The organism is Ruegeria sp. YTSC230 (assembly GCF_059609665.1).
The window spans coordinates 42,941-55,091 of the sequence record NZ_JBXWMC010000016.1 but is presented as its reverse complement, the minus strand read 5'-3'; the positions used below and the strand labels follow the sequence as shown (position 1 = coordinate 55,091).

General features: G+C 58.3%; 10 protein-coding genes. 3 read left to right on the top strand and 7 right to left on the bottom strand.

Annotated features, from left to right (window positions below):
* Positions 1-341: 341 nt before the first annotated feature.
* Both katG and AC2FD9_RS22380 read right to left on the bottom strand, forming a co-directional pair.
* The gene (gene katG, locus AC2FD9_RS22385; protein WP_496838866.1) at positions 342-2,543 is read right to left on the bottom strand and encodes a catalase/peroxidase HPI; all 2,202 of its coding nucleotides are present in this window, start codon (positions 2,541-2,543) and stop codon (positions 342-344) included.
* A gap of 269 nt (positions 2,544-2,812) precedes the next feature.
* Entirely contained in the window at positions 2,813-3,658 is an 846-nt protein-coding gene (locus tag AC2FD9_RS22380) for an SDR family oxidoreductase (RefSeq protein WP_282154118.1), read from the bottom strand.
* Positions 3,659-3,748: 90 nt separating this feature from the next.
* Here AC2FD9_RS22380 and AC2FD9_RS22375 point away from each other — a divergent pair, with 90 nt between their 5' ends.
* Positions 3,749-4,381: a class I SAM-dependent DNA methyltransferase gene (locus AC2FD9_RS22375; protein ID WP_282154117.1), complete on the top strand. Its 633-nt coding sequence runs from the start codon at positions 3,749-3,751 to the stop codon at positions 4,379-4,381.
* 6 nt (positions 4,382-4,387) lie between these two features.
* Here AC2FD9_RS22375 and AC2FD9_RS22370 read toward each other — a convergent pair whose 3' ends face one another.
* From AC2FD9_RS22370 to AC2FD9_RS22360, 3 genes are read right to left on the bottom strand one after another with little or no spacing between them, the layout of a single operon-like run.
* Positions 4,388-5,167: a carnitinyl-CoA dehydratase gene (locus AC2FD9_RS22370; RefSeq protein WP_496838865.1), complete on the bottom strand. Its 780-nt coding sequence runs from the start codon at positions 5,165-5,167 to the stop codon at positions 4,388-4,390.
* Positions 5,164-7,179 carry an acetate--CoA ligase family protein gene (locus AC2FD9_RS22365; protein ID WP_496838864.1) on the bottom strand — a complete coding sequence of 672 codons (2,016 nt, stop codon included), beginning with the start codon at positions 7,177-7,179 and terminating at the stop codon, positions 5,164-5,166. The genes AC2FD9_RS22370 and AC2FD9_RS22365 overlap by 4 nt, the downstream gene beginning before the upstream one ends.
* A 16-nt stretch (positions 7,180-7,195) precedes the next feature.
* Positions 7,196-8,356 (bottom strand): acyl-CoA dehydrogenase family protein, encoded by a 1,161-nt coding sequence (locus tag AC2FD9_RS22360; protein WP_109313076.1) that lies wholly within the window; start codon positions 8,354-8,356, stop codon positions 7,196-7,198.
* Positions 8,357-8,434: 78 nt separating this feature from the next.
* On the opposite strand from AC2FD9_RS22360, the gene AC2FD9_RS22355 reads away from it, so the two are divergent.
* Positions 8,435-9,376 (top strand): GlxA family transcriptional regulator, encoded by a 942-nt coding sequence (locus AC2FD9_RS22355; RefSeq protein WP_282154114.1) that lies wholly within the window; start codon positions 8,435-8,437, stop codon positions 9,374-9,376.
* Here the strand turns inward: AC2FD9_RS22355 and AC2FD9_RS22350 are convergent.
* Positions 9,373-10,362, bottom strand: coding sequence for a sterol desaturase family protein (locus AC2FD9_RS22350; RefSeq protein WP_108860643.1), 990 nt, complete (start codon positions 10,360-10,362; stop codon positions 9,373-9,375). The genes AC2FD9_RS22355 and AC2FD9_RS22350 overlap by 4 nt on opposite strands.
* Positions 10,363-10,384: 22 nt before the next feature.
* Positions 10,385-11,140: a class II aldolase and adducin N-terminal domain-containing protein gene (locus AC2FD9_RS22345; protein ID WP_282154113.1), complete on the bottom strand. Its 756-nt coding sequence runs from the start codon at positions 11,138-11,140 to the stop codon at positions 10,385-10,387.
* Between the two features lie 118 nt (positions 11,141-11,258).
* On the opposite strand from AC2FD9_RS22345, the gene AC2FD9_RS22340 reads away from it, so the two are divergent.
* Complete coding sequence (locus AC2FD9_RS22340; RefSeq protein WP_496838863.1) at positions 11,259-12,134, top strand: LysR family transcriptional regulator; 876 nt, start codon at positions 11,259-11,261, stop codon at positions 12,132-12,134.
* The last annotated feature ends 17 nt before the right edge of the window (positions 12,135-12,151 follow it).

Sequence of the window (12,151 nt, the reverse complement as noted above, 5' to 3'; positions counted from 1 at the left end):
CGTCTCCACCGTCTCTCCGATGCGTCCGGCCGTCTCTCCGACCCGTCAGCGCCGCCTCAGCAGCGCCGGTGAAGGGGTATTTACGGATTAGGTCTGGGACCTGCAACCCCCATTTTGAAAAAACTTCACATTTCTCTGCTGAAACTCGCCCATATTAATGAAAACAATAAGTTAGCTTAATAATTTGGGTAAGAAACTCGATCGGGCGCTGCGTGATGCGGGGGTTTGTCAGAGCTTTAGGCGGAATCGTACCCAATGGTTGGTATGCCTGCGGGATCCGACCCAAAGAAAACGCCGCCCGAGTCCCCTCGGGCGGCGCTATCTCTGCGATGATCGTCGATTTACTTCAGATCAAAACGATCCGCGTTCATCACCTTGTTCCAGGCCGAGACAAAGTCGCAGACAAATTTACCCTCGGCACCCGTCTGACCGTAGACCTCGGCGAGCGCCCGCAGTTGCGAGTTGGAACCGAAGACCAGATCGACGCGTGTACCGGTCCATTTGACCTCACCGCTGGCGCGGTCACGACCTTCATAGACGCCCTTGCCGGCAGGTTTCCATTCGGTGCCCATGTCCAAAATGTTGGTGAAAAAGTCATTGCTGAGTACACCCACACGATCCGTGAACACCCCATGCTTGGCGTCACCGAAGTTGGCGCCCAGAACACGTAGGCCACCGACAAGTGCCGTCATCTCTGGTGCGGACAAGGTTAACAATTGTGCACGGTCGACCAGCAACTCCTCGGGAGAAACGGTGTATTCGGCCTTTTGGTAGTTGCGGAATCCGTCTGCTGCAGGCTCCAGGACTGCGACGCTGTCCACATCGGTCTGCTCTTGCGATGCATCGGTGCGGCCCGGGGTGAACGGAACCTCAACATCCTGACCGCCAGCTTTGGCAGCCTGCTCGATGCCGACGGCACCGGCCAGAACGATCAGGTCGGCCAGCGACACTTTCTTGTTGCCTGACTGCGCGCCGTTGAACGCCTCTTGAACGCCTGTCAGCGCATCCAGCGCCTTGGACAGTTTCATTGGCTCGTTGACGTCCCAATCCTTCTGAGGCGCAAGACGGATACGGGCGCCGTTGGCACCGCCCCGCTTGTCCGACCCACGGAAGGTCGAGGCCGAGGCCCATGCGGTCGAGATCAGCTCGGACACCGACAGACCGGATGCAGCGATCTTGGCTTTCAAATCCGCTACATCGGCATCATCAACCAGGTCGTGATCCACCGCAGGCACGTTGTCCTGCCAGATCAACTCTTCGGTCGGGGCTTCCGAACCGATATAGTTCGAACGCGGACCCATGTCGCGGTGGGTCAGTTTGAACCAGGCGCGTGCGAAAGCATCTGCGAACTCTTCCGGGTTCTCGTGGAAGCGTTTCGAGATCGGGCCATAGATCGGATCCATGCGCATCGCCATGTCGGCGGTGGTCATCATGGTCTTGACCTTCTTGGTCGGATCACCGGCCGCCGGGGCCATGTCTTCTTCTTTGACGCCGATTGGTTCCCAAATCCATGCACCCGAGGGGCTTTTAGTCAGATTCCACTCGTATCCGAACAGCAGATCGAAATAGCCGTTGTCCCATTTGATCGGGTTTGCGGTCCATGCGCCCTCGATACCCGAGGTCGTGGTATCGTCACCCACGCCCGAGCCGAACTTGTTGATCCAGCCAAGGCCCATCTCTTCGATCGGGGCCGCTTCGGGTTCGGGGCCGACCAGATCAGGATCGCCCGCGCCGTGCGCCTTACCAAAGGTGTGGCCACCAGCAACCAATGCGACGGTTTCTTCGTCATTCATCGCCATCCGGCCAAAGGTGTCACGGATATCACGGCCCGAGGCCAGCACGTTTGGTTCACCATCCGGGCCCTCGGGGTTCACATAGATCAGGCCCATCTGAACGGCGGCCAGTGGATTTTCCATGTCGCGCTCACCAGTGTACCGGCTGTGCGGGTTGTCGGTGGGGGCAAGCCACTCAGTTTCGGAACCCCAATAGATGTCTTCTTCTGGCGCCCAGATATCTGCGCGACCACCAGCAAAGCCAAATGTTTTGCCGCCCATGGATTCAATGGCGCAATTGCCGGCAAGGATCATCAGGTCGGCCCAGGAAATCTGGTTGCCGTATTTCTGCTTGATCGGCCACAGCAGACGGCGCGCCTTATCAAGGTTGCCGTTATCCGGCCAGCTGTTCAGTGGCGCAAAGCGCTGGTTCCCGGTCGAGGCACCGCCACGGCCATCCGCCGTGCGATATGTACCGGCGCTGTGCCAGGCCATCCGGATGAACAGACCGCCGTAATGACCATAGTCGGCAGGCCACCAATCCTGAGAATCGGTCATCAGCGCGTACAGGTCTTCTTTCAGCGCCTTCATGTCCAGCTTCTTGAATTCTTCAGCGTAGTCGAAATCAGGCCCCAGCGGGTTCGACGCGGGCGCGTTCTGATGTAGGATCGAAAGGTTCAGCTGGTTCGGCCACCAATCCCGGTTCGACCGGGTTCCTGCGCCGTGCATTACAGGGCATCCGCCCGTTTTGGGGTTATCACTTCCGTCCATGTCGATCTCCAATCCTGGCTAAAATCCGGCTCGTTCGCGCGGTGAGAAACGCGGGCGATCAAGAACATATATAGATGACACCTTTACCTCTTTTAGATGCGCGGCTTGGATTGCGCGCATTCTGTCAAAGGTATCGGCGACTCTTGTCTTGTCGCCGCCAGACCTAGCAAATTCGAACCATGCAAATAAGTTTTCTTTATGGATGGTTCTGATAACCAAAAACTATCACTAAGCACCCAGTGCGCATCGCCGGAAATCAGGCCGATAGCTCAGTCATCGGTCATCAGCGACCTCAATCCGACCCGATAGTTCGGATACATTAGGTTTACACCCAGCTCATCCTTGATCCGATCGTTCCTGACCCGCTTGTTCTCATTGTAAAAACTGCGCGCCATGGGGGTCATGTCGGCCTCGTCGAACGGTACTTCGGGCGGCAATGGCAATCCCTGCAATTCGGCCGCATAGGCGATGACATCCTGCGGTGGAACGGGTTCATCATCACATACGTTGTAAATCGCCCCCGGATTAGGCGCGGACATGGACGCGGCAAGAACCTGGGCAATGTCGGCGACATGAATTCGGGAAAAGACCTGCTCGGGCTTGATGATACGTCGCATACCCACACGCTTGAGCTTGGAAAACGGCCCGCGACCGGGACCATAGATGCCTGCAAGGCGAAAAATGTGTGTCGGCAAGCCGGGGATGTTCTGCCACTGCTCTTCCGCCTGCACCCGCCATTTGCCGCGCTGCGCCGTTGGCGTCGCAGGGGTGGCCTCGTCGACCCAGTTGCCCTGATGATCGCCATACACGGCCGTGGTCGACAGATAGCCAACCCATTTGAATTGCGCCGCCCGTTCCGCAATCTCATCCGCCAATGCAGCCAGAACCGGATCTCCGTCCGCGTTTGGCGCGGCCGAGATCAAAAGATGCGTCACCCCATCCAGCTGTGGCACTTGCCCCGGCCAAATCACCGGCTCTGCGCCGGACGCCTTGACCACCTGCGATTGGGCCGGATCACGCGTCGTGCCGAAGATACGCCAACCATGGGGTTGCAACTGACGGGACAAGGCCTGTGCCGAGTACCCGTGACCGAAGGAAAATAGTGTGCCTGTCATACGCTCTTAGATGATCCGCAATTTCGCCAGATGCAAGAACTCTGCCAAGGATACTTGATTCGAATCCCCCAATGCGCCTTTCTTTTGGGTATGAGTGACAAAACACCAGACCTGCATGCCGCCTACGCGCTGGATTCCCCGGAAGACCACAAGCGTCTCTATGCTGAATGGGCCGGGGATTACGACGAAGGCTTTGCCACGCGCGAGGACTATCAGCTGCACATCCATACCGCCCGCGCCTTTGTCGGCGCCGGCGGGCAAGGGCCTGTGCTTGATGTAGGTGCAGGCACTGGCCTGTGCGGCGCGGTTCTGGCCCGGCTAGGTGTGGGACCGATAGATGCCACCGATATCAGCGCCGAGATGCTGGATCAGGCCATGCGCAAGGATATCTACCGCGACGCCATTGAGGCCGATCTGAACGAAGGCATCCCAGTGCCGCGCGAAAGTTACTCCGGGATCGTTTCATCCGGTTCGTTCACCCATGGCCACCTCGGGCCAGAAGCTTTGACTGCACTGCTGCGTGTGGCCCGCCCCGGTGCACAATTCGCGCTGTCGATCAATGCCCAACATTATGAAAAGCTGGGATTTGCCGAAGCCCTGCACCGGTTAGCGCAAGGCCAGATTCGAAACCTGACCCTGCCCGAAGTTCGCATCTATGGCGATCTTGCATCTGGCCCCAACAAGGATGACACAGCGCTGATAGCCCTGTTCGAACGCGCTTAGGCCGACTTACCGCCCCTTCCACACAGGATCACGCTTTTCAGCAAAAGCGTGGGCGCCTTCCAGATTGTCTTCAGAGCCATAGAGGGTATCAACCGTCGGCAATTGCCGCCCGGTGATCCGGTTCATGGCATCCTGAAATTTGGAATCTTCGGCATCGCGTACGATTTCCTTGATCGCGGCATAAACCAAGGGCGGGCCGCTGGCCAAAAGGCGCGCCAGTTCCCATGCCCGATCCATCAACTGATCACCTGGAACGATTTCGTTCACCAACCCCCAGTTCTTCGCTTCATGCGGGTCGAACCAGCGCCCAGTCAGCAGCAGTTCCATCGCCACGTGATACGGAATACGTTTTGGCAGTTTGACACTGGCGGCATCGGCCACTGTGCCGGACCGGATTTCAGGCAGCGCGAAACTGGCGTGGTCCGCGGCAAGAATCATGTCGGCGCTCAGGGCCAATTCCAGCCCGCCGCCGCAGGCTATCCCGTTGACGGCGGCGATGACGGGCTTGTTCATGTTCCGCAGTTCCTGCAACCCGCCAAAGCCACCAACGCCATAATCTCCGTCCACGGCATCCCCGTCAGCGGCTGCTTTTAGGTCCCAACCGGGGCAAAAGAACTTCTCGCCGCCACCGGTCAGGATGGCGACGCGCAGATCGGGATCATCACGGAAATCACGAAACACTTCGCCCATGACACGGCTGGTCGCCAAATCAATCGCGTTCGCTTTGGGACGGTCCAAAGTGACTTCCAGAATTGCGCCATCGCGCTTGGTTTTGACCGGGTTCATATACTTGCCTTTCGGATCAGAGCATCCACCGCTATGGCACGGTCCGGTGTGCAGATCAGTGGGTTTATTTCAACTTCGCTGACATGGGTTGCGTTGGCAATAACGTAGGCCTGCACCGCATCGACCGCGTCAAGGATGGCCTCAATCTCTGCCGCTGGTTTGCCGCGATATCCCGCCAGCAAAGGGGCGCAGTTCAAATTACCCAGCGCCTCTTTCACCGCGGTGCGAGAGGAAGGGATCAAAAGGGAAACCGTGTCGCGCAGGACTTCAGTCAACACACCCCCTGCACCCAGCGTCAGAACGAACCCGTGGGCCGGATCTCGGGTCACGCCGACCAACAATTCAGCCACGCCACCGACGGCCATTTCCTCAATAAGGACCTCTTCGGTTCCGATTTCCGCCGCGACTTCAGCCACGGCATCAGCGTGAACCTCTAGGCGCACGGCCGCATGTTCAGACTTATGCGCCAACCCGACACCCTTGATCGCAAAAGGACCAGTCAGCGCGGCAGAGGCTTGTTTCGCCAGATCCGGCGTCACCACAACGTTGTGCGGTACACAAACACCGAATTCCGTCAGCGCCTGCTTGGCTTCTGCTTCGGTCAGAACATGATCCGCAACGGTATCCGAGGGCAGCAGAACCGGTTCGGCCTCCGTTGCTTGCGGTCGCGCGGCTGCCTCAATTGCCGCAAGCGCTTCGTGCAACCCGGCAAACGGGACAACACCGCCATCGAGTAATCGCTGCGCAACGTCTTCGGGTAAAAGCTCCGGCAGAGTCGCTGTTACTGCAAAGGGACGCCCCGTCTGAGCAACGCAATTCAACGAAGCCTGCGTGGCGCATTCCCAATCGGTCGCATCCGTGTGCGGATAGTCGAGAATAGCCATAGTCAGGGCCTGTTCAGGGCTCATCATTGCGGACCACGCCCGTGTCATGGCCTGCGTATCCCGCCAGATATAGGTGTGATAATCCAGTGGGTTCGCCAGGGCCACCATCGGCCCCAAGGCATCGCGCAGGTCAGCTTTTTGTGCTTGCGACAACGGCGGGAAGTGCAGGTCGCGCCCCTCGGCCATGTCGGCAGCCAGACTTGCCTCACCACCCGAACAACTGATCGATCCCAAACCGTTCGTATCCAACCGCCCGGTCACGTGCAGCAGCTTGAGACATTCCAGGAAACTGGGAATGTCATCCAAACGCGCGATCCCGAGCCGATCCAGAAATGCCTGCGCGCCCGCGTCGCCTCCGGCCAATGATGCCGTGTGAGAAATCGTCGCCGCCTGTGCATGGGCGGACCGGCCCACTTTCAGCGCAACAATCGGCACGTCACGATCCCGCGCCTTTTTGGCCAGCGCCTCCCATTTACGCAGGTCACCGAACCCCTCGATATGGACGCCAATCGCTGTGATCCGGTCATCATCCAATAGGGCCGAGGCGATGTCGGCCTGATGGGTTTGCGCCTGGTTCCCACTGGTCAGCATAAAGGCCAGTGGCAAGGCCCGGCGCTGCATCGTCATATTGATCGCTATGTTCGAACTTTGCGTCAGGATCGCCACACCGCGACCTACCGGTCGCATGCCGTGCTGATCGGGCCAAACAGCGGCGCGGTCCAGCCCGTTGACGAAGCCATAACAGTTTGGCCCCAGGATCGGCATCTCGCCTGCGGCCTGCACCAAACGGACCTGCAATTCTGCACCCTGGTCGTCCTCGGCATGCGCTTCGGTAAATCCCGAGGCAAAACACACTGCGCCCCCTGCCCCCATGGCCGAAAGGATCGCGATCGTCTCGATCGTTGCATGACGGTTGATGCCAACAAAGGCTACGTCGGGGGCCGCTGGAAGGTCCTCAAGGCGTGCAAAGGCACTCAGACCCGCGATTTGACCGGCTTTTGGGTGGACCGGCCAGATGTCGCCCTGAAACCCGAATTTCCGGGCCTGTTCGATCACTGAGACGCACCAGGCGCCGCCGCCAATCACAGCGATGGATGTGGGGTGCAAAACGCGTGAAAGGGAAGACATCAGGCAGCCCCCACCATCACGCACCGAGTGCCCTCAGAAGATCGCGACTAATAATGTGGCGCTGAATTTCGCTGGTTCCGTCCCAGATACGTTCGACCCGCGCATCGCGCCAGAACCGCTCAAGCGGGTAATCGTCCATCAGACCCATGCCGCCGTGAATTTGGATGGCGGCATCGGTGACGCGCGCGAGCATTTCCGAGGCATAGAGCTTGGCCGAGGCAATTTCGCGATTTGCGGGCAGGCCTTTGTCCAGGCGGTCGGCTGCGGCCAGCGTCAACAAGTCCGCCGCGTCAATCTCGGTGATCATATCCGCGATTTGGAAGGACACGCCCTGAAACTTGCCGATCTTCTGGCCGAACTGTTCGCGCGTGGCGGAATAGTCCAACGCATAGTCGAAAGCCCGGCGCGCCCGACCTACGGACATGGCGGCAACCGTGATACGGGTCGCATAGAGCCAGGTGTTCATCACTTCAAATCCGCCATCAACCTCACCTAGAACCTGGGCGTCCGGCAGACGGCAATCATCGAAATCAAGAACCATGTTCTTGTAACCGCGATGGCTAACCGACTTGTACCCGTCCCGGATGGTGAAACCGGGCGTTCCGCGATCCACCAGGAACGCCGTTATCCGCTTTTTCGGACCTTTAGGCGTCTGGTCCTCTCCGGTCGCGATGAAAACGATGATGAAATCCGCGTGCTCCGCGCCCGAGATGAAGTGCTTGGTGCCATTGACCACCCAGTCACCGCCATCCCGCACCGCGGCGCACTTCATTCCACGAACGTCTGACCCGGCACCGGGTTCGGTCATCGCCAGCGCGTCCATCCTTTCACCGCGAACGGCGGGCATCAGGTATCGTTCGACCTGCTCGCCCTCACACGCCATCAGGATGTTCTGAGGACGCCCGAAGAAGTGGTTCAGCGCCATGGATCCGCGGCCCAGCTCACGCTCGACCAGCGCGAACTCCAGATGGTTCAACCCTGCACAACCGACGCTTTCGGGAAAATTACAGGCATAAAAACCAAGCTCAATCGTCTTGCGCTTGATCTCATCCGCGATCTCCTCCGGGACTTCGCCGGTGCGCTCGACCAGCGCCTCATGCGGGTAGATTTCGTTTTCCACAAAGCTGCGAACGGTAGAGACGATCATCTCTTGTTCGTCGGACAATCCATATTGCATCGGGCGTCTCCACATCTGGCGTTGCGGCATATTCTGACGCGGCTTGCCATTTGAAACGTGCAGAAATAGAAGTTTACCATGCAAGAATGGACTAAATCACCCTCTGCACCGCAGCAAATCGGGGTTCTTCTGTTCGACGGATTCTCGAACCATTGCCTGGCCAACACGGTCGAGCCGCTGCGCGCTGCAAACACTCTGGCCGGACGCAATTTGTACGATTGGCAGTTCCTTGCGTTGGAGGGTGGTCCGGTGACATCCTCATCCGGGCTGCAGGTCGCGCCGCATCGCCCACTCCAGATCGCCAGTGGGGACATGCTGATGGTCATGCCATCTTATGGATTCCGCGCGCATGGCGGGTGGCGCACCCTTTCAGGCCTGCGTTCTGCGGATCAGCGGTTCAAAGTGCTGGCGGGCCTCGACACTGGCAGCTGGCTTTTGGCTCAGGCAGGGCTGCTGGACGGGCATCGCGCCACGATACACTGGGAAGAGCTGACCGGATTTACAGAAAGGTTCCCCGATGTCGAAGCCCACCGCGAGCGCTATGTCATCGACCGCAATCGCATCACCTGTTCCGGGGCCATGGCGGCCTTTGATCTGGTGCTTCATCTGATTGCACGGGATCAGGGACAGGCCCTGGCGCTGGAAGTGTCGCAACTGTTCATGACCCGCGATTCAGCGCGCTCGCATGCGGGCGGTGCCGGCGCGACCAGCGGTTACGTGAACAAGGCGCTGGCCTTGATGCAGGAACACCTTGAGATCCCCTTGCCAGTGTCCGAAATCGCAAGCCGGGTTGGCCGATCGCAGAAAGCCTTGTCCGTCCGCATGCAGTCCGAGCTGGGCGCGGGTCCCGCGCAGGTTTACCGCCGCCTGCGCCTGAACCTTGCGCGCAAACTGGTGGCAGAAACCGACCTGAGCATCGGTGAGGTTGCCCTGCGCGCGGGCTATGACGACCCCAGCGCCCTGACCCGTGCCTTCAAAGCCGAATTCGGGGTCACGCCGCGCGCGCTTCGGGCCAGCTAGGTATACATCTGTTTCTTGTAGGCCCTTGTCCGGGTCGTCGCCTCGGCCGATCCGTCATGATATGTGCCAAACCACTTGTCGAACGGAATTTCAGAGGTGCCGTAGTTGCATTCAAAATACCGGTGGTGAAGCTGGTGAAAGAAATCACCGGCACGGGCGGCATCCGTGTCTCCGGCCTTTAGTTTTTCAAACCCGGAATGAGACAACACAGGGCTGATCTGCTGGAAGGAGGCGTGGAACAGCACATGCAACGGGTGCGACGGAACGATCAGGTGGATGAAATAGGTCGTGAAGTACAGCAAGTTCTCGTACCAGTGGTTCGAGATTCCCGACCAAGGCCCAATGTTCACGTTACGATGATGCACAGCATGCACGTATTTGTAGAGCTTCGGGTGATGTTCCAGCCGGTGCACCCAGTAAAAGTGCAGACCTGACCACATCGGGATAAACACCATCCACACAACGAACCAGACCGGCGCGCCGGACCATGTGATGGTTGGCACATAGCCGTTGGCCATCGCCCAGTAGATGATCCACTGATAAACGGTCGCGACGGTCATCGCACTGCCCAGCGTCCACCAGATATTGTCCAGAACCTGATTGCGGAATGTGAACGTACCATTGTTGCGGGTCAGGTCGCGGCGGTCGAACTTTTTGTACATGCCTTGCCCTTTTCGCATGTACAGCCACCAGTGCAGCCCACCTGCGACGAGTATTTGGGGCACCATGTTCAGCAGCCAAATGCGAAACATCCAACCCGGGGCAAAGCTTTGCATACTTTCCAAAGGCGGAAAAAAGAAAGCATAGGCGGTAACCGCCAGCGCAAGGCACAAGGTTAATGCCGTGATCTGCAGCCACGCCCCGCTGTACCATTTCAGCACTTCAGCTGGGCGCGGCGGCCACTTAAACAAAGGGTTTAAACTTACCGGGCCGTCGGGGTGATAGTGCCAACGGGCGGATTCGGGGTTCTGAGTCGTGTCGGTCATGGCGGTTACCCAGTTGAAGTGGTCAGGTGGCGTAGTCCGAGCCTTCGTCATCCAGCAAGGCTTTGATCTCCCGGAGATGTGCTTCGGCCTGATCAGGATAGTCTTCCAACTCTTGCGCGGTCTTCTCGGCAACCTCTTCCGACAGCACGCGCAATCGTTGTCCCGTCTGCAGCGCGCGGATGTAGGTTTCCGCTGCGCGTTCAAAATAATAGAGTCTATTAAAGGCATCTGCCGGATCACTGCCGATCACAAGGACACCGTGATTGCCCATGATCATGACCTTTTTCTTGGGGTCCGACAGCATCGACGCGCAGCGTTCACCTTCGCTTTCAAAGGCGAGGCCTCCGAACTCTTCATCCACGACGTATCGGTCGTAGAACGTGGCCGTATTTTGATCGATCGGCGGCAAGGTGCTATCCGCCAAAGATGCCAGGACCGTCGCAAAGATCGAATGCACGTGCATCACACAGCGCGCATGCGGACAGTGGCGGTGGATTGATCCGTGCAGACCCCAAGCCGTCGGATCCGGGGCACCGGGTTGGTTCATCACATCGGCATCATTTGCGTCCAGAAACAGCAGATTTGACGCTTTGACCCGTGCAAAGTGCATCTGGTTCGGGTTCATCAAAAATTGCGTACCTTCCGGGTTCACCGCAAGGCTGAAATGATTGGCAACGCCTTCGTGCATGTTCAATCGCTCGACCCAGCGAAAGGTTGCAGCCAGATCAACTCGTTCGGCCCAGTGGTCGATATTGGCGCGCAGGTTTGTAACAGTCATTCCGGGCTCCTTTGCGGATAGCTGAGAACTTTCGGAAATCGTGCCTGTAGCGTCAAAAATTGACCAACGAAAAAAACGCAACTATTCCATTAGCTGAACTAATGGCAAGGTTATACGCATGCAAAAACCACTTCCTCCGCTGGGTTGGCTCCGCACGTTTGAGGCAGCGGCGCGGCACTTGTCCTTTACCGGCGCAGCCCGGGATCTGAACATGACGCAAAGCGCGGTCAGCCAGCAGATCAAGTCCTTGGAAGGGTACCTTGGCCAGCCTTTGTTTTTGCGTCGACCACGTGCGTTGGAACTGACCGAAGCGGGCATCACGTATCTTCCGGTGGTGCGCGAGGCATTTCGGACACTGGTACGTGGAACTCAGGCCGTGACCGGCGCCCAGCAGAACGCGGTTCAGGTTCAAAGCAACATCACCTTTGCCGTGAATTGGTTGGCGCCCAGACTGCCGAAATTTCGGGTACAGCATCCCGAGGTGCAACTGAATATCTTTACTGAGCTTTGGGAGCCGCGCGAAATGGCCGAAGGGGCCGCCGTGGAAATCCGTTATTCACTACGGCCGTCAGATACGGTTAGGACCGAATTGCTGAGAACGGATCATTATTATCCAGTCTGTGCGCCGGGCTATCACGTGACGTTGGACAACCTGCAACAGCACCCGCTTTTTGACTGCTCAAACCTTCTGTCGAATTGGCTGGGGTGGACCGAGGAACAGGGTCTAAATTGGGAAAATCCTGCAATTACTTATTCGACCACCTACTTGGTCAGCCTGTCCGTAGCCATGGCTGGCGGAGGGCTGTGTCTGGCGCATGACACAATTGCCAGTGACCTGATTGCGCAAGGTCGTTTAGTAGCCCCGTTCGCCCATCGCGCACCCATGCCTGAAGCCTATTATCTGCTTCTGTCACCGCGCGCCGAAGAAAGCCCCGGTGCTATAACGTTTGCCAATTGGGTTCGCCGCGAGCTGGAGCATGATACACAGAAATAACCGAGGCTTGCTCCCGC